The sequence below is a fragment of the Betaproteobacteria bacterium genome, assembly GCA_009377585.1.
In the GTDB taxonomy this organism is placed as follows: domain Bacteria; phylum Pseudomonadota; class Gammaproteobacteria; order Burkholderiales; family WYBJ01; genus WYBJ01.
Map to the genome: position 1 here is coordinate 1 of WHTS01000125.1, position 15,924 is coordinate 15,924.

Annotated in this window: 18 protein-coding genes and 2 pseudogenes; 11 read left to right on the top strand and 9 right to left on the bottom strand. The window is 63.2% G+C overall.

Features of this window, described 5'->3' with window-relative positions; all coding sequences use genetic code 11:
• Positions 1-294: 294 nt before the first annotated feature.
• The 5 genes and pseudogenes from GEV05_25920 to GEV05_25940 all read left to right on the top strand — a co-directional run bounded on the left by GEV05_25920 (position 295) and on the right by GEV05_25940 (position 3,790).
• Positions 295-1,236, top strand: coding sequence for a formyltransferase (locus GEV05_25920; GenBank protein ID MPZ46759.1), 942 nt, complete (start codon positions 295-297; stop codon positions 1,234-1,236).
• Between the two features lie 9 nt (positions 1,237-1,245).
• Positions 1,246-2,346 (top strand): bifunctional UDP-4-keto-pentose/UDP-xylose synthase, encoded by a 1,101-nt coding sequence (locus tag GEV05_25925; protein ID MPZ46760.1) that lies wholly within the window; start codon positions 1,246-1,248, stop codon positions 2,344-2,346.
• Positions 2,343-2,585 (top strand): annotated as a pseudogene (locus tag GEV05_25930) (4-deoxy-4-formamido-L-arabinose-phosphoundecaprenol deformylase). The gene GEV05_25925 and the pseudogene GEV05_25930 overlap by 4 nt, the downstream one beginning before the upstream one ends.
• Positions 2,586-2,783: 198 nt before the next feature.
• A complete protein-coding gene (locus GEV05_25935) occupies positions 2,784-3,674 on the top strand; it encodes a hypothetical protein (protein MPZ46761.1) in 891 nt (296 codons plus the stop codon).
• Positions 3,641-3,790 carry a response regulator gene (locus tag GEV05_25940; protein ID MPZ46762.1) on the top strand — a complete coding sequence of 50 codons (150 nt, stop codon included), beginning with the start codon at positions 3,641-3,643 and terminating at the stop codon, positions 3,788-3,790. The genes GEV05_25935 and GEV05_25940 overlap by 34 nt, the downstream gene beginning before the upstream one ends.
• Positions 3,791-4,079: 289 nt before the next feature.
• On the opposite strand, the gene GEV05_25945 is transcribed toward GEV05_25940, so the two are convergent.
• Positions 4,080-6,728, bottom strand: coding sequence for an EAL domain-containing protein (locus tag GEV05_25945; GenBank protein ID MPZ46763.1), 2,649 nt, complete (start codon positions 6,726-6,728; stop codon positions 4,080-4,082).
• A gap of 309 nt (positions 6,729-7,037) precedes the next feature.
• Between GEV05_25945 and GEV05_25950 the strand changes: the two are divergent.
• Positions 7,038-7,160: pseudogene (locus GEV05_25950) on the top strand (IS3 family transposase).
• Positions 7,161-7,261: 101 nt separating this feature from the next.
• On the opposite strand, the gene GEV05_25955 reads toward GEV05_25950, so the two are convergent.
• The 4 genes from GEV05_25955 to GEV05_25970 form a co-directional block, all read right to left on the bottom strand.
• Positions 7,262-7,519 (bottom strand): transposase, encoded by a 258-nt coding sequence (locus GEV05_25955; protein MPZ46764.1) that lies wholly within the window; start codon positions 7,517-7,519, stop codon positions 7,262-7,264.
• A gap of 123 nt (positions 7,520-7,642) precedes the next feature.
• Positions 7,643-8,263 (bottom strand): hypothetical protein, encoded by a 621-nt coding sequence (locus GEV05_25960; GenBank protein MPZ46765.1) that lies wholly within the window; start codon positions 8,261-8,263, stop codon positions 7,643-7,645.
• On the bottom strand, positions 8,253-8,582 hold the full coding sequence (locus GEV05_25965) for a hypothetical protein (protein ID MPZ46766.1): 330 nt from the start codon (positions 8,580-8,582) through the stop codon (positions 8,253-8,255). The genes GEV05_25960 and GEV05_25965 overlap by 11 nt, the downstream gene beginning before the upstream one ends.
• A gap of 462 nt (positions 8,583-9,044) precedes the next feature.
• A complete protein-coding gene (locus tag GEV05_25970; protein MPZ46767.1) occupies positions 9,045-10,028 on the bottom strand; it encodes a helix-turn-helix domain-containing protein in 984 nt (327 codons plus the stop codon).
• Between the two features lie 131 nt (positions 10,029-10,159).
• Here GEV05_25970 and GEV05_25975 point away from each other — a divergent pair, with 131 nt between their 5' ends.
• The 3 genes from GEV05_25975 (at position 10,160) to GEV05_25985 (ending at position 12,056) form a co-directional block, all read left to right on the top strand.
• Entirely contained in the window at positions 10,160-10,378 is a 219-nt protein-coding gene (locus GEV05_25975; GenBank protein ID MPZ46768.1) for a 4-oxalocrotonate tautomerase, read from the top strand.
• A gap of 237 nt (positions 10,379-10,615) precedes the next feature.
• Positions 10,616-10,972: a hypothetical protein gene (locus tag GEV05_25980; GenBank protein MPZ46769.1), complete on the top strand. Its 357-nt coding sequence runs from the start codon at positions 10,616-10,618 to the stop codon at positions 10,970-10,972.
• Positions 10,973-11,159: 187 nt separating this feature from the next.
• Positions 11,160-12,056 carry a phosphatase PAP2 family protein gene (locus GEV05_25985; GenBank protein ID MPZ46770.1) on the top strand — a complete coding sequence of 299 codons (897 nt, stop codon included), beginning with the start codon at positions 11,160-11,162 and terminating at the stop codon, positions 12,054-12,056.
• Here GEV05_25985 and GEV05_25990 read toward each other — a convergent pair.
• Positions 12,020-12,226 carry a hypothetical protein gene (locus GEV05_25990; protein MPZ46771.1) on the bottom strand — a complete coding sequence of 69 codons (207 nt, stop codon included), beginning with the start codon at positions 12,224-12,226 and terminating at the stop codon, positions 12,020-12,022. The genes GEV05_25985 and GEV05_25990 overlap by 37 nt on opposite strands.
• 41 nt (positions 12,227-12,267) lie before the next feature.
• On the bottom strand, positions 12,268-13,323 hold the full coding sequence (locus tag GEV05_25995; GenBank protein MPZ46772.1) for a 5-methyltetrahydropteroyltriglutamate--homocysteine methyltransferase: 1,056 nt from the start codon (positions 13,321-13,323) through the stop codon (positions 12,268-12,270).
• A gap of 190 nt (positions 13,324-13,513) precedes the next feature.
• Between GEV05_25995 and GEV05_26000 the strand changes: the two genes are divergently transcribed.
• The gene (locus tag GEV05_26000) at positions 13,514-13,897 is read left to right on the top strand and encodes a DUF2237 family protein (protein ID MPZ46773.1); all 384 of its coding nucleotides are present in this window, start codon (positions 13,514-13,516) and stop codon (positions 13,895-13,897) included.
• On the opposite strand, the gene GEV05_26005 is transcribed toward GEV05_26000, so the two are convergent.
• Together GEV05_26005 and GEV05_26010 are read right to left on the bottom strand one after the other, a co-directional pair.
• The gene (locus tag GEV05_26005; protein MPZ46774.1) at positions 13,869-14,735 is read right to left on the bottom strand and encodes a hypothetical protein; all 867 of its coding nucleotides are present in this window, start codon (positions 14,733-14,735) and stop codon (positions 13,869-13,871) included. The two genes, GEV05_26000 and GEV05_26005, sit on opposite strands and share 29 nt — an antisense overlap.
• Before the next feature lie 202 nt (positions 14,736-14,937).
• The gene (locus GEV05_26010) at positions 14,938-15,285 is read right to left on the bottom strand and encodes a hypothetical protein (GenBank protein MPZ46775.1); all 348 of its coding nucleotides are present in this window, start codon (positions 15,283-15,285) and stop codon (positions 14,938-14,940) included.
• Positions 15,286-15,581: 296 nt separating this feature from the next.
• On the opposite strand from GEV05_26010, the gene GEV05_26015 reads away from it, so the two are divergent.
• Positions 15,582-15,924, top strand: a 343-nt coding sequence (locus GEV05_26015; protein MPZ46776.1) for a hypothetical protein, incomplete at its 3' end; no start/stop codon positions are given.

Sequence of the window (15,924 nt, forward strand, 5' to 3'; positions counted from 1 at the left end):
CTCAGTGGCGCCGCTGCGGATCTTTTCGTTGTTCGGCATGGCGCTGTCGCTGCTCTCCGGTGTATTCGTCGTCTATCTGTTCCTGCGCCGGTTGATGATCGGACCGGAAGCCGAGGGCGTCTTTACGCTGTTCGCCATCCTGTTTCTGCTCATCGGGATCGTGCTGTTCGGAATCGGCTTGCTCGGCGAGTACGTCAGTCGCATCTACGAGCAGGTCAGGGCCCGCCCCCGCTTCGTGGTGCGGGAGATACTCGAACCGCGCCAGCCGGCGAGTGCGCGTGCCGAGGCGCTCCGATGAGCTGCGCAGCCAGCGCGGTGGTATTCGCTAATCACGATGTGGGTGTGCGTTGCCTGCTGGTGCTGCTTGCCGGGGGCATCGACGTGCGGTTGGTGGTCGCCCATGACGAGGAACCGGAGGAAGGGGCGGCGTTTGCGAGCGTAGTCGAAACCGCTATTTCGCGCGGGATCGAGGTCGCGCTGCCGGACGATGTCGATGACAAGGCATTCGTGCAGCGTGTGGCTACACTCGCACCCGACTTCATCTTTTCGTTCTATTACCGCCAGATGTTGAGCACCCGTGTGCTCAACCTGGCAAAGCTCGGCGCCCTCAATATGCACGGGTCCCTGTTACCCAGGTACCGCGGCCGTGCTCCGGTGAATTGGGCGGTGATTCGGGGCGAGACACGAACCGGCGCCACCCTGCACCACATGACCGAGAAGCCCGACGCCGGCGATATAGTCGATCAGGAAGCGGTGCCTATCCTGCCGGACGACACTGCGTTCGACGTCTTTCGAAAGATCACGGTATCTGCGGAAGTCGCGTTGTGGCGCAGCCTACCGGCACTCGTTGATGGTACCGCGCGCAGCCGCCCCCAATGCGCCGCCGCGGCCACCTATTTCGGGCGCAGGCGGCCAGAAGACGGCCGGATCGACTGGAGTGCCAGCGCGAACGCCATACATGACCTCGTTCGCGGAGTGGCTCCGCCGTATCCGGGTGCCTTCACGATAATCAGAGGACGCACGCTGCGTATCCTGAGGACTGCACGGGAGCCGAAACGACTGCGGCGGTTCAGCAGTGCAACGTTGTACGTCGACGGTGGCGGCTGCTATGTCGACTGCGGTGGCGGTGGCGTGCTGCGCATCCTCGAGGCAGAGCTCGACGGCGTGCCGGTCTCGGCCGAAGCAATCGATTGCGCACTTGGAATTGTTGGTGCGCTTTCTCTGGAGGGACGCTGAGAGGCGATCATGAAGAAGATTCTCATCCTCGGCGTGAACGGTTTTATCGGCCACCATCTGACCCGGCGGATCCTGGCGCACACCGACTGGTCCGTGTACGGCATGGACATGCAAAGCGAGCGGATCGACGAGTTCAGGGCGAACGCTCGCTTCCACTTCTTCGAAGGCGACATCACGATCAACCACGAGTGGATAGAGTACCAGGTGAAGAAGTGCGATGTCGTGCTTCCACTGGTGGCGATTGCCACGCCGGCCGACTATGTGACGCGGCCGCTGGAAGTATTCGAGCTCGACTTCGAGGCCAATCTGCCGATCGTGCGGGCGTGCGTGAGGCGAGGTAAGCGTCTCATCTTTCCCTCGACCTCGGAGGTCTACGGAATGTGCGCCGACGAGCGCTTCGACCCCGAATCGTCGAACCTCGTGCTCGGCCCGATCCACAAACAGCGGTGGATTTATTCGTGCTGCAAGCAGCTCATCGACCGAGTGATCTGGGCATACGGCGAATCGGGCAAACTTGACTTCACGCTGTTTCGACCATTCAACTGGGTCGGACCCGGCCTGGATGATCTGCATGCGGCGAAGGAGGGCAGCTCGCGGGTCATCACCCAGTTCCTAGGCCATATTGCGCGCGGCGAGTCCATCCATCTGGTCGACGGCGGGGCCCAGCGACGCAGCTTCACCGACATCGAAGATGCGATGAACGCACTCATGCAGATCATCGAGAACTCGGGAGGTGTCGCGAGCGGACGCATTTACAACATCGGCAACCCGGATAACAACTATTCGATCCGCGAGATCGCTGCCCTCATGATCCGTCTCGCCCGGACCTTTCCGGAGTGGAGCGAAGTGGCGGACCGGGTACGCACAATAGAGGTTTCCGCAGAGTCCTACTACGGAGCCGGTTATCAGGACATGGTAAACCGCCGGCCCAGCATCGATGCCACCTGCGCCGACTTGGACTGGCGACCGTGCATCGGCATCGAACAGACGCTCGCAAACCTTTTCGTACACTACCGAGGACAACTGTCGAAGATTCAGCCGCACAGCGACGAGTTGGTCAAAGTCGGCATCTCGGAGAGCGAGCGTCTGCAAAGCCCCACCGCCGCATGAAGCGCAGCCAGCCATTACTGGCGCTCAAGGTCGATGTCGATACGCTACGCGGCACCCACTGCGGCGTGCCAGCACTAGCTCGGTTGTTCGCTCGGTATCGAGCTGGTGCCACATTTCTCTTCAGCGTGGGCCCCGACCATACCGGGCGCGCATTGCGCCGCGTGTTCCAGCCGGGCTTCCTGGGCAAAGTCTCGAGGACTTCGGTGCTTGCGCACTACGGCGTGCGTACGCTGCTCTATCTGCGCGAACTCATCACGGCAAGCGTTGGCGTGGAAGGCGGAGTTGCGGCGCTGCTCGACCAGGAGTTCGAGTACCATAGTTGAGCTACGGGCGCTTGGTCGAGCACACCAGGGCGCCTGCGCGACCTACTCGAACGCGAGCGCCAGCACCGGGAACGTGCCGAAGCTGAGAACAAGTCGAAGGACGAGTTCCTGGCGATGCTCGGTCACGAACTACGCAACCCGCTCGGCGCCATCTCAAACCCCGGTTCTATGTTGCAGATGCAGGATGGCGATCCGAAGGCAATCCGGTTCGCGAGCGACGTGATTGCGCGGCAGACGAGCCAGCTTCGCCGGCTCATCGACGATCTGCTCGATGTGAACCGTATCATCTCCGGGAGGATCAGTCTCGAAACCAAGCGCGTGAACCTTATGGAAGCAGTGCAGAGCGCCATCGATGCACTGGAGACCGCAGCTAAGGGAAGCGAACATGCAATAACCGTCTGCTTGAGACCTGTGTGGATCGAAGCGGATCCCGCGCGGCTGGAGCAAATCGTGAGCAACTTGCTGTCCAATGCCGCCGCGCACACGCCAACAGGGGGCCGCATCGGCGTGGAGGTCGACCAGGATGGCGACATTGCCATTCTGCGCGTAGCCGACACGAGAGTCGGAATCGAAACCGAACATCTCGCGCGCATCTTCGACCTTTTCTACCAGGTACCGCGGACACTAGATCGCCCGAAGGGTGGCCTCGGCATCGGGCTCACGCTTGTTCAGCGGCTCGTGCAGCTTTACGGCGGCACGGTCTCCGTCTCAAGCGAAGGTCCGAACAAGGGCGCCATGTTTACCGTGCGTCTGCCGGCCGTTTCGCCGCCCGCGACGACACAAGGCCAGAGGGAGCAGCCACAAGGCGCGATCAAGAAACATACGATTCTGCTGATCGAAGACGACGCGGATTCGCGCGAAAGCCTCAAACGCGTGTTCGAATTCTGGGGACATAGCGTCGAACTGGCCGCTGATGGGCGCACCGGGCTCGCCGCACCGGGCTCGCAAAGGCCGCGCAGTGGCATCCTGACATCGCCATTATCGATATCGGACTGCCGGGAATGAACGGCTACGAAGTCGCGAAAAGCATAAGACGAGAGCAGGGCGACAACCCGACGCTGGTCACTGACCGGTTACGGGCTTCCGGAGGACGAGCAACTCGCGCGCAATGCTGGGTTTGACGAGCACTTGGTCAAGCCAGTGGATTTCGAGCGGCTGCTGGAAATCGTGGTGCGGCGCTAGCGCGTAGTTCGGCAGCGTTAGGAAGCCACTTCGCCTCTGCCGAACGACCACGTCAGGACGATATCGCGCCCGAAGTTCCATTGCTCGTGCAGGCGGCTCTCCAAGTAACCGAGCGGTAGGAGATCCGCTGGCGTAGGTGTAGAACAGTCATTCGGACCGGACGTGCGCATGGCGGGAGCTCACGCCATGCGCGCGAGGGGCTTTGGTACGCCATGGTGCTGGCTGCCGTCACACTGAGGATACCGAATTAGGCGGCGCGGCGCGCTGACCCTCGAGCATCGAGGTGATCCCCTCGAACGCGATCGGTCGACTGAAGAAATATCCCTGCGCTTCGTCGCATTTGAGGACGCGCAGGGAACGGGCTTGGTCGTCAGTCTCCACGCCCTCGGCAACCACCCGTAAGTCTAGGGCATGCGCGAGCGCCATGATCGTGGAGACAATCGACATGTCCTGGTCGCTGGTGTTCATGGCGTTAATGAACGAGCGATCGATCTTGAGCGAGTCGATCGGCAGCCGGGCGAGGTAGCTGAGCGACGAATAGCCCGTGCCGAAATCGTCCATCGCGATCTGAATGCCCATGCCTCGCAACACAGACAGCGCGCCGATGCTCGCCTTGACGTCCTGCATCAGCAGCGACTCGGTAATCTCGAGCTCCAGCGCTTCCGGATCGTCGCCTTGCTCGTGCACGGCATCGATGACGACGTCTGAGAAGTCCTTGCGCCGCAGCTGAATGGCCGAGACGTTGACCGCGATCCGGGGCGGCGTGAGCCCGCGGTCCCGTAATGCGCGGTGGTCCGCGAGAGCTTGGCGCAGCACCCAATTTCCCACCTCGAGAATGAGCCCAGTTTCCTCCAGCAGTGGAATGAATTCGCCGGGCGGCACGAGGCCCTTGTCAGGGTCCTGCCAGCGCACCAGCGCTTCCACGCCGCAAATGCGTCCACTCGCGAATTCGAACTTCGGTTGGTAGTGCAAGACGAACTGACGCTCGCGCACCGCGGTGCGCAAGCGGGTCTCGAACGAAAGCAGCTGGGCCGCGCGCGAGTTCATCTCCGCAGCGTAGAACAGATAGCGCTCGCTCGTTGTCTTGGCGCGCTTCAGCGCCGCCTCGGCGTTATTGAAAAGGACATCGGCCTGTGCAGCGTCGGTGGGAAAGAGCGCGATACCCGCCCTGGCAGCAACCCGCACGGTGGCCCCGTTGATGGTGAAGGGCTCTTCGAAGCAGCTCAGAAGCTGGCGCTCGACGGCGTGGACGACGCCAGCCGAATCGCGCACACCGCGGATGAGAAAGCCGAAGCCGTCGGCACCGACGCGGGCCAAGTGTTCCTTGCCGCGCAGTGCGCTCTCCAGTCGTTGCGCAACGAGCTTCAGCAGCTGATCGCCCCCATGGCGGCCGAAGGACTCGTTGATGTGTCGGAAGCGCTCGATATTGAGCAGCACCAGGGCGATGAACAGTTGCTCACCGCCCCGCGCCCGCATCTGGCTCTGAGCGCGATCTATGAACAGGGTCCGATTGGGTAGCCCGGTGAGCGGATCGTAATAGGACAAATATTCGACCTTCTCCCGTTCAGCGAACGACTGCAGCGCGAACGAAATGTTCGCTGCAAGCTCGGTCAGGAGGTTGATTTCCACTTCGTCGAAGAAACCAGGCTCCTTGGCGAACAATGAAAAAGTCGCGACGGAATTTCCTGCAATCATAAGCGGCAGCGTGATAACCGAGCGATACCCTCGACGGATCGCTTCTTGGCGACGCCGGCCGCCCTGGGGCGAGGCCGCAATGTCATTGTCGACCACGGGCCGGCGCTCGTAGAACGCGCGCGGCACGACGTTAACCTCGCTCGTAACACCCGGCCGCAGCGATATGGCGGTATGGCGCAACATCGAGTCGAGCTCCAAGCCGGCCGCAGCGACCGGTACGATCTCCATGCACTCGGCGTTGAATTGTCCGATCCAAGCTATCCCAAAGTCCCCGTGCTCGACCGCGATCCGGCATGCCTCCTCGTAGAGGCGTTGCCGGTCCGTGAGGCGCGCGATCGCATTGTTGATACCGCTCAGCATCGCGTACACGCGGTTGAGCCCGTGAATCTTGGTTTCGGCCTGGCGTTGTTCGGTGATGTCCTCCGCTACGCCGGCAACCCGGTAGATGTTGCCGCTTGAATCCCGAACGGGGAAAGCGCGGTCGTGAATCCAACGCACCGATCCATCGGGACGAACGACGCGATACTGCAGGTCGCGCGCTTCTGGAAAATGCTGATTGAAGACCGCCTGTTTCACCCGGTCCCGGTCGTCTGCATGCACCGCCTCGAGCCATTGCCCCGGACAAGTACGCAGCTCATCGCGCGAGCGACCCCAGATCAGGTCGTAGCCCGGGCTTACGTAAAGCAACTCGAGGCTTGCCGCGTCTGCGAGCCAGAATACCTCGCGAATATTCTCGGTGATCTGGCGGAAGCGCTCCTCGCTTTCCTTGAGCGACGCCAGGAAGCGCTGGTTTTCCTGCTGCAGTCGACGCTTTCGGAGCGCCTGCATGACCGCCGGCCCGAGCCGCGCGATACGGTCCTTGAGCAGGTAGTCGTCCGCGCCACCGTGCATCGCGGCCACCGCCATGTCCTCGCCGATGCTGCCGGACACCAGGATGAAGACCGTATCGAGGCCGCGAGAGCGGACGATGCGCAGTGCTTCGAGCCCGCTGAATTGCGGCATGCCGTAATCCGAGAGGATCAGATCGAGATCCGGCGACAGTTCCGCTGTGAAGTCGGCTTCGGTGTCGACCCGCTTCCAGGCGGAATCGATACCGGCGTGCTTCAGCGCCCGCACCATCAGCTCGGCATCGGACGAGTTGTCCTCGACGACGAGAACTTTGAGCCTTGAAACTGCGTGCATTCGACTGATGAAGGTTGATTATCGGGCGCTGCGCTCCCCCCTTTGGTGCTTCAAACCAAGCTTCGCTTTCGAGGCCCGATTGCCATAATTCCATTATTAGCTCAAGAACGTTCCATTGGATGTAGGGAAATCCCCTACAGGCGTGTCGGGGAGTTCCCGACAGACGTGATTGTGGACTGGTGAGAGGGCCCCCGGGAAATCGGATAGGGGATTAGGTTCTAGCTCTGCTCTAATGGGCTTATGCTCCGCATAGGAGCAGCAACGATGAAATGACCCCGACGCAATCACTCATCGGCATTCAAGGCCAAGGTGGCCTTGGCGGCCGTCAAGGGCGACCAGACGCTCGCGCAGCTTGCTGAGCGCTTCGATGTTCACCCGCATCAGATTACCCAGTGGAAGGCGCAATTGCTCGAACGCGCGGGCGACGTATTCGCCAGCGCCGGTGAGCGGCGTGGCCCGGAAGGACCAAGCGTGAAGGACTTGCAGGCCAAGATCGGGCAGCTTGCGATGGAGCGCTAATGCGGTGCACCGCATTAGCGCTCCATGGTGAGCTCTCCCACCTTGGCTTGCAGGTCGCGAATCCGACGCTCGGCATCCTCGGCAACGGGGTTGCCGTTGTCGAAGACCTCGCCGGCGTGCTCAAGGAGCTGCTTGCGCCACGTCGCGATCTGGGTGGCGTGTACGCCGTGGCGTGAGGCGAGCTCGGCGAGGGTTGAATCGCCCTTCAATGCCTCCAAGGCAATTCGAGCTTTGAACTTCGCTGAGTGGTTCCTGCGTGAACGTTTCGTCATGGTGACTGCTCCTCAAAATCGGCATCGCTGCCGCTACGATAGAGCAGTTCATCCACTTAACCAGAACCCATTTCGTGTCCGAATAAACCGAGCCACCTCTCGCCTCGGCTGCCGTGCGTCGAATTAGGTACTGGAATCGGATTCGTCCAGAAAGCGGTCGAGCAACTTGTGGAAGCACGCGACGGTGGGCTCCCAATTGCCCAGCATCGCCTGCTCGCCGGCATCGTCGTAGTTGTCGCCTGGTCGTGGCCGCAACGGCATGAAGGCCGGGAGGCCGTAGCGCATCGCGAGGCAGTTGACCCACAAGCGGGCCGTGCGGCCGTTGCCATTCGCGAACGGATGTATGCGCACCCACTCCGCGTTCACCCACGCGCAGAGTTCGACGACTGCCGCGACCTGATCCGCATTCGGCCCTGAACCCGGTGCTATTAGATCGTCGAGATACCGAATCACGGCTTGTAGCCGTCGATTGAAGTCTTGCAGCGCACCCGGCACATCGCCGGCTCGTACGCCGTAGCGGCCATCGACATGAACCTGCACAAGCTCCAGGCCGGGCTCGCCCCGGAACGCGCCTATGTAGCTCGGGTCCTCGGGCTGAAGGTCGCGCATAATCTCGCGCTGCCAGCCGCGCGCGGTTTCGACCGTTACGGGTTTGCGCTGCGCGCCGTCACGACGGACCGAGCGCAGAAGCGCAGCGAGGTTGCGGCGAAGCTCGGGACTGTCCGCGTCCCAATCAGGAAGCATTCAGGAGCCGATGAACCTCGGCCTGGACAGGACCTGCACCTTGCGCTTGCGGCGGCTCCACCAACCGGCCATTAACCAGTTCGCCGATGACGACCTTGCCCTGGGCGGGATCGTTCTTCCCCATCCGCGCCTCAGCATCCACGACGCTCTTGATGGCGCGCTCGAACTGTGGATCGCGCTGGCGATAGGCACGAAGCTTGGCGATCGTTCCCTCGAGATCGCGTTCGACTTCGCGGCTCCGACGATCGACATAGTCTTTCACGGCCTCGTTGACCAATTGATTCATCGGGCGCTTGAGCACCCGGCTCAGGTGCTCCAACGCTGCCTGTGCCGGCGGTACGATCCGAAATGTGGTCGGTTTGCTAGCCATGCGGGGGAGGGTAACGCTTTCTCGTGGTTGGCGTCAATCCAATAAAATGCCATCGTTTTTGATGTCACTCTATAGGAATGATATCAAATATTGGCGCGCCGAATTCAATGGTCCAATCCGCATGTGCTACGCGCTCAATGCGCCGTGCTGTGCAGCGCGGCGCACCGGACGCGTCGACGAGCTGCCGCAAGCGCGCGCAAACCGCTGCCGCAGCGTGAAACGGTGATGCTGCTGCCATCACAAAGACGATGGTATCGAGGTCCGTTTCATGTGAAGAATCCCCATCCTTGCAGGCGCTCTTCAGCTTGCAGCTCGACATGGCCGCGGTGATTGCGTTTGCGCCGTAGCAACGATCCGCCGCTCATGTCCTGCGCAAGGTTCGACGCGCCTCCATGCGGCGCTGCCTGCCGGCTAGCGCGCCACGCCGAAGCGTCGCCGATAGTCGCGCGGCGACAGGCTTGTATGGCGTTTGAACAGACGCCGGAACGTGCTCTCGTCTCCGTAGCCGACGCGCTCGAGGACGTCGCTCATGCGCAGCCGCGTGTTCTCGAGCAGCGCCTTGGCTGCCTCGACGCGCAGCTTTTGCACGTAGATCTGCGGACTGTCGCCGGTGCATTCCCTGAAGTGACGTCCCAGCGTGCGTGAGCTGACGGCAACGTGTCCAGCGATCTCCTTCACGCTCAGCTCGCGCCGCAGATTGGCCTTGATCCAGCGCTCCGCGCGCGTGATCAGCGGATCGTAGCGGCGTGCGTGGTCGAGGATCATGAACGGCGCCTGCGAGCGACGCTGGTCGTCGAGCACGGTATAGCGCGCGCAAGTGCGCGCAACGTCTCGCCCGGCGAACCGATCGATGAAATGCAGCGCCAGATCGAAATGCGACATGCCCGAACCTGAGCACACGACGCGATTGCCGCGCGTGACCATCGCGGCCAGATCGAGCTTCACTTTCGGATAACGCTGCGCGAACGCCGAAGAAAGCCACCAGCTCGTGGTGGCGGGCTTTCCATCGAGCACGCCGCTTTCGGCCAGCAGGAAGCTGCCGTTGCACGTTGCCGCGAGCGTCGAACCTGCCTCGCATTGCGCCCGAAGCCACGGCAGCAGCCGGCCGTATCGTCGCACCGCCGCGATCAGCGGTTCCAACTGCGGTGAGCCGAACGCGGGAATCACGATTACCTTGCCCGGTGTCTGCCGACCGATGCGGCCGTCGACGGCAAGCATGCCGCCGTTTGACGCACGAACTGCCTTGCCGTCGAGCGAAATAACTTCCCATTCGAACGGCGCCGGGCGACCGAGACGGCCCGCGACCATGTTGGCCGTCTGCAGCAGATCTATGAAGCCGATCACGTTGGAAGCGAAACAGCCGTCCAGCGCGAGCAGTGTGATTCGATGCGTCATCGTCGTGTCCGACCTTGCACGATAAATGGCGGATGCGCCTCTCACCTTCCGCGCCCGCGAGCTGTAGCCTTTCTCGCACGACGTCGATGCACGACGCACGACGCGGGCCCAACAGACGAAGGAGTCTCATCATGCCACTCGTTCAAGTCAAGCTGATCGAACGCGTTTTTACTCCGGCGCAGAAGCAGCAGATCGTCAAGACCCTGACCGACGCGATGGTGTCGATCGAAGGTGAAAACATGCGCCCGGTCACCTGGGTCATCGTGGAGGAAGTCAGTAGTGGCGACTGGGGCATTGGCGGCAAGCCGATGACGACCGAAGACGTGAAGCGGCTAGCCGCGGGACAGTGAACGCCATGGCCGCTTCTATCTCCCCGCTCGCGCAGCGCAGCGCCAGCTGCGCTGCGCGAGCGGTATCGCACACACGCCGAACAGGCCCGCATTCGCAAACGGGCGTGGACGGCATGGGCCGGTGGTGACGAAGCGGTTCATGGAAGCGTCGTTGCCGGCGAGGACTACAACGTCGCGTGGTGATTCGGTATCGATCGCGCGATCGGCGGCGATCACGACGCGCCCAATCCCGCCGAGATGCTCTGCGCGGCGCTCGCTGCATGCGAGCACGCGACCATTCGCATGATCGCCGATGTGCTCGGGGTCACACTGGAGCGGCTCGACGTCGAAGTCACCGGAACGGTCGACGTGCGCGGCTGTCTGGCCATCGACCGCCAGCTGCGCGTCGGTTTCCCCTCGCTCGAGTGCCGGGTCGATCTGGCTGTGGCACCCGGTACCTCCGCGGCTGTGCGAGAAGTTGAGAACCGGTGTCGAAGCACAACACCGCGTCCGCCGCAGTGTGGGACGCAGGCGGTGCCGCACGAGCGCCTCCGCACCGAGTTCGGCGTAACGATGCCCCGCGACTACCTCGTGACGCTCGGCGTGCGTCGATGAGCCGTGATGACTCTTGACCGCATCTCCTGCGCGGCCATGCATGCGCGACGATGAAAGGGACCCTTCATGCTTGCCTTCAGATTGCTGATGTCCTGCGCTCTGGGACTGACTTTCGCGCTGACCGGAACTGCCTGGTCAGCCGAACCGATCGGCAGATCGAACACAACGCCGGCTCCCTCTGCTTCGAATGCGAAGGAGTCGACTCCGAGCGGCGAGACCATCGTGCGCTGGAGCAGGAACATCTTCGCCCTCCTCACCACGCTCGACGACGGCGCGCCGGCCGGACTGCGGATCAATCGCGAGCTGGCGATTGTCCACATCGCGATGCACGACGCGGTCAATGGCGTGGCGCAGAGATTCGAGCGCTACGCGCTCGACAGCAGCGACCCTCGGGCCGATCCAGCGCTGGCAGCCGCTGCCGCCGCGCACGCGACACTCCTTGCGTTTCGCCCCGCCAAGGCCGCGCAAGCCGACGAGTTTCTGCAGATGGATCTCGCCCGACAGCACCGTGCGCACGGCGGACCAGACCGCTGCGGTGCACTTCTGGTTTCACCAGACGCAGTTCGTCTGGAACGACATCGCACGCACCGTGGCGAGCGCACACGACAAGGGACTGTGGCGCACGGCGCGCGTCTTCGCGCTCGTCAACATGGCGTTGATGGACGGTCTCATCGCGCTGTTCGAAACCAAGTATTTCTACAATTACTGGCGGCCCTATACCGCGATCCGCGAGATCGACGACGGCCGCAGCGACACGGAGATGGATCCGCACTGGCTGCCGCTGCTCAACACGCCGGGCTACCCGGAACACGGCTCCGCACAGGCTACGACCGCGGCCGCGGCGGCGTTCATGCTGGAGAAGGTCTACGGCAAGAACGTCGCCTTCACCATCACGACTGCGACTGCTCAACCGCCGGGGTCGACGCGGACGTTCGCGAACTTCGCCGCCGCGGTGTCCGAGGGCGCCGACTCGCGCATCTGGGCCGGAATCCATTTCCGGTCCGCGACCGGCAAAGCGGCGCGCCAGCAGGGCAAGGCGGTCGGCGCCTACTTGTTCAGACACTTTCTGAGGAAAAGCTCATGACCCCGACGATTGATCTCCAGCAGGCCGTCGGACGCCGCCGCCCCGCCGCGACCGCGCCGCTTGCCATCGTTTTTGCGCTGGCGCTCGTGTATTTCGATGCGAGCCTGGCCCAGACGCAGGTGCGTGATGCGGACAACCCAGCGCGACAGCCCTTCCAGATCGAGCTGCAACGGCAGTTGACCATCCTCAGCTCTGCCGGGCGCGAAAGCATTCAGGTGGCCACAGTGCCGGTGGGAAAGCGCTTCTCCAGCTCGCCGCGCACGATCGCAGCAGCCGCGACCATCGCGCGCATCTTGCCGAACGCAACCTCCCGCGGCAGGTACTTCATGCCGCAGTCGGGCGCGACGATGATGTTGGCGGCTGGCACGTAGGGCAGCGCGCGCCGGATGCGCCCGGCGACCGTTTCGGCCGATTCGACGTTGTCGTCGCTCAGATCGATCACGCCGAGCAGAATCTTCTTGTTGTCGAGCGCGGCGAGCGTCGAGCAATCGAGCCGCGGCTGTGCGGTCTCGACCGAGACCTGCTGGCAGGCGCAGTCGCGCAACTCCTCGAGGAATCCGTAGCGATCCGGTTTGGCCCCGGGCACCATCGCGGCATAGCCGAAGCACATGTGCACCACCGTGGTTCCGGAAATGCCCTCGAGCGCTCGGTTGATCGCCTTCACCGCGTAACGCCGCGCCTTTTCCGGCTGCGCCTGCATGTACGGCTCGTCCATCTGCACGATGTCGGCGCCGGCCGCGAACAAGTCGCGAATCTCCGCATTGACGGCATCCGCGTACGCCATCGCCACGCTTTCCTCGTCGGGGTAGAAGTCGTTCTGCGCAAGCTGGGTGAGCGTGAACGGTCCCGGCACGGTGATCTTCGCGAGCCTGTGCGTATGCGCGCGCAGAAAGGCCATGTCGTCGACCTCGACGGGCCGGCGGCGCCGGATCTCGCCCACGATGCGCGGCACGGCGATCGGCCGGCCGTTGCGCGACAGGGTGGTGCCGGGACTCTCGAGATCGATGCCGTCGAGCGCGGTGGCGAAGCGGTTGAAGTAGCTTTCGCGCCGGATCTCGCCGTCGGTGACGATGTCCAGTCCGGCTTCTTCCTGGCTGCGAATCGCCACCAGCGTCGCATCGCGCTGGGCTTCGGCAAGAAAGGGCTCCGGAATGCGCCACAACTGCTGCGCGCGCACGCGCGGCACCGAGCCCGCTCGGAGTTGTTCGCGGTCGATCAGCCAATCGGGCTGCGGGTAGCTGCCCACCAGCGACACGGGAAGAAGCATCGTCGGATACCTCCGTGTTTCCATTGCGGCCTCTGCGAGCCGGCCGGACATCATACGGCCGGACATCATACAAGGCATCACGGCGTGCGCGCCTCACGCGCCTGCGGCCCGCCCGTTCGGCACGGCGGGCGTCTTCGGCCCGCCTTTGAGGACGGCGCGAGTACAATAGCGTCAAACGGATATCGGTGCGATGTCGGAACCTGCACACAGCGAAAAAAACGTCCTCGGCGGCTCGCTGCTCGCCTGTAGCTACGCGCCGCTGACGGGCTATTTTCGGGACGGCTGCTGCGCCACCCACGGCGAAGCCGGGGTTGCGCATCTGGTGTGCGTCAAGGTAACCGAGCCGTTTCTGCAGTTCTCGTGCAACCGCGGCAACGATCTCGTCACGCCGCGCCCCGAGTTTCGCTTTCGCGGGCTCAAGCCCGGCGATCGCTGGTGCCTGCACGTGCTGCGCTTCGTGGAAGCGCTCGAAGCCGATATGGCGCCGCAGGTGATCCTGGCATCGACCCACGCCAACGTGCTGCGCTTCGTGCCGCTGGAAGCGCTCAAGCGCTGTGCGCTAGATCTGCAATAGCGTGCCGCGGCGCGTCGCGGCCTTGAGTGCGCGCATCGAGCGCGAGGCCGGATTCGGCCAGCAGGTGTTCGATGGACCGCACCAGGCCGCTTTCTTCTGCCGGCGATAAACCCAGCGCGTAGAACGACTTGTTCTCCGGGGTTCGCACCCCTCCGAGCCGCGCCAGCTCGGCAGCGACGACGTCCAGGCGTTTGTGTAACAGGACCGCCGGCGCATTGACGCGCGGACACACTTTCTGCGCACCGATCTGAGCGAATCCGAGCTTGCGGCGATAGAACAGGGCATGCCGTGGGTTGACCTCGACGAAGACGTCGCTGGCACGATGGATTCGGTAAGCAAAGATATAGCCGAGGTGGAACAGGCAGGCAAGCGCCTCCTTGCTGCACTCCTCGGCATCGAGCGCGAGACGCGTGAACTCGCACGGGCGGGCGCCTGCGCGGCGGAATTCGACAATCTCCTCGCCGTAGAGCGCCTCGGCCTGCAGGCCTTCGCTGGTGCCGAGGTTGACGGTCAGCGTACCGACGGTTCGGTTCTTGTAGCAAGCTTCCAGCGTGACTCGGCGTATCCAGTCCGATGGGCTGGCTTCCGAAACGGGAACGAGATATCCGCGGCTACGGTACATGCGAGTGACCAGCATCCCCACTTGGTCGATGTTGTCGTGACCGTCGGCGAGCCGGATGCCGATGTCATCGCGCTGCAACAGGTAGTCGTGTCTCGCGCCGCTGCGGCCGCGGCGAGGCAGGACGTGTTTCAAGAAAGCGTGAAAGGCGATGCGGGTGGATTTGCGTCGATTGTGTGCCGGCGTCGTTGCGAGAGCGCGAAGCTTGCTTATGGTCATGGGCGGCGCACCGAGTTTCGTTTTCGAGGAACGAGCACCACGCGCTTACTATTCTTGCTGTTGTTGCCTGAGCGCAATGTCGTCGCGTACGGCAGGCACATGGTAGCGGGTCTGCGTCGACGGCGCTGTCCGAAACGCACTGACCTCTGTGTAGGCCGATTCCTACATGCGGTGCTTGCTGCCCCGAGCGCCGAGTCTGCGCTCAGGAGGATTTCCCTTTGCAGTCCGAGAATTGGCGGCTGCCTTCGGAATCGAGGTGAACATTGTCGCCTTGCAGCGACAAGGTGGTGACGCCGTTGCTGTAACGATCCGGCGAGCCGCTTTGCTCGAGGCGGAATTCGCGATCGGGGTAGAACACCCACGCCGACTTTCCGCCGTCATCGAAGCGAACGATGAGCCGCTTGCCTTCGGCGCAAACGTATTCGATCGCGCCGGGCGGGATGCGATTGCCCTCGCCGCCCGGGGAACGAGCAAAGGGCCACCAGCCTCCCGAGCATCCGCTCGCAGCCATGGCAAGTACGGCGGCAGTCGCGATGGCATTTCGCTTCATCGCCTGTTCCCGTTGGCCGATCGCCTGAAGCCCATGCGAACGCACGCGCGCGTCGATCGCATCGGCATATCTTCGTTCTCGAACCGAATATCGCTCGCGACCATCGCTTGTTCCCAGGTGAATATGCGCATCGAGCGCGCTAGTCGCTCGCGCGGGTGAAATGCATGCGCTGCTCGCGCTCGAACGAATCGGTTCGAGCGCGAACGACCGTACCACAACGCGCGGCGCCGGGGCAATCGAGCGAGGCCCGACGGACGCGCGTAGAATGCGTCCAAACAATCGGCTGGGAACCCGAAATGCCAGACTCCGGCGTCGATGCGTCCAGCTCGCTGGGCGGCGCAGCGGCTGGGCGCGTCGGGAATCTGCATTTCGCCGCCGCGATCGCGGCGCTGGTCGTCCTCTACCTGGGTTGCGCCGAGCTGTCGCTGCTGCTCGCCATTGCGCCCGGCTTTTCCACTCCGGTATGGCCGCCTTCCGGAATTGCACTGGCGGCGCTGCTGCTTTACGGCGTGCGACTGTGGCCGGGTATCTGGCTCGCCGCCTTCCTGGCCAACGCCGGCGACGGCGCACCTTGGCTCGCCGTCATGGCCATGGCGACCGGCAACACGCTGGAAGCGCTTTGCGCCTGCTGGCTCGTGC

What these genes read in the sequence shown, in the direction of transcription:
- GEV05_25920 (MPZ46759.1), top strand. Translation starts at nt 295, where the DNA reads ATGAGCTGCGCAGCCAGCGCGGTGGTATTCGCTAATCACGATGTGGGT.
- GEV05_25980 (MPZ46769.1), top strand. Translation starts at nt 10,616, where the DNA reads ATGCTCTGCGCGGCGCTCGCTGCATGCGAGCACGCGACCATTCGCATG.
- GEV05_25985 (MPZ46770.1), top strand. Translation starts at nt 11,160, where the DNA reads ATGCGAAGGAGTCGACTCCGAGCGGCGAGACCATCGTGCGCTGGAGCA.
- GEV05_25925 (MPZ46760.1), top strand. Translation starts at nt 1,246, where the DNA reads ATGAAGAAGATTCTCATCCTCGGCGTGAACGGTTTTATCGGCCACCAT.
- GEV05_25975 (MPZ46768.1), top strand. Translation starts at nt 10,160, where the DNA reads ATGCCACTCGTTCAAGTCAAGCTGATCGAACGCGTTTTTACTCCGGCG.
- GEV05_26010 (MPZ46775.1), bottom strand. Translation starts at nt 15,285, where the DNA reads ATGAAGCGAAATGCCATCGCGACTGCCGCCGTACTTGCCATGGCTGCG.
- GEV05_25945 (MPZ46763.1), bottom strand. Translation starts at nt 6,728, where the DNA reads ATGCACGCAGTTTCAAGGCTCAAAGTTCTCGTCGTCGAGGACAACTCG.
- GEV05_26000 (MPZ46773.1), top strand. Translation starts at nt 13,514, where the DNA reads ATGTCGGAACCTGCACACAGCGAAAAAAACGTCCTCGGCGGCTCGCTG.
- GEV05_26005 (MPZ46774.1), bottom strand. Translation starts at nt 14,735, where the DNA reads ATGACCATAAGCAAGCTTCGCGCTCTCGCAACGACGCCGGCACACAAT.
- GEV05_25955 (MPZ46764.1), bottom strand. Translation starts at nt 7,519, where the DNA reads ATGACGAAACGTTCACGCAGGAACCACTCAGCGAAGTTCAAAGCTCGA.
- GEV05_25970 (MPZ46767.1), bottom strand. Translation starts at nt 10,028, where the DNA reads ATGACGCATCGAATCACACTGCTCGCGCTGGACGGCTGTTTCGCTTCC.
- GEV05_25935 (MPZ46761.1), top strand. Translation starts at nt 2,784, where the DNA reads ATGCTCGGTCACGAACTACGCAACCCGCTCGGCGCCATCTCAAACCCC.
- GEV05_25960 (MPZ46765.1), bottom strand. Translation starts at nt 8,263, where the DNA reads ATGCTTCCTGATTGGGACGCGGACAGTCCCGAGCTTCGCCGCAACCTC.
- GEV05_25995 (MPZ46772.1), bottom strand. Translation starts at nt 13,323, where the DNA reads ATGCTTCTTCCCGTGTCGCTGGTGGGCAGCTACCCGCAGCCCGATTGG.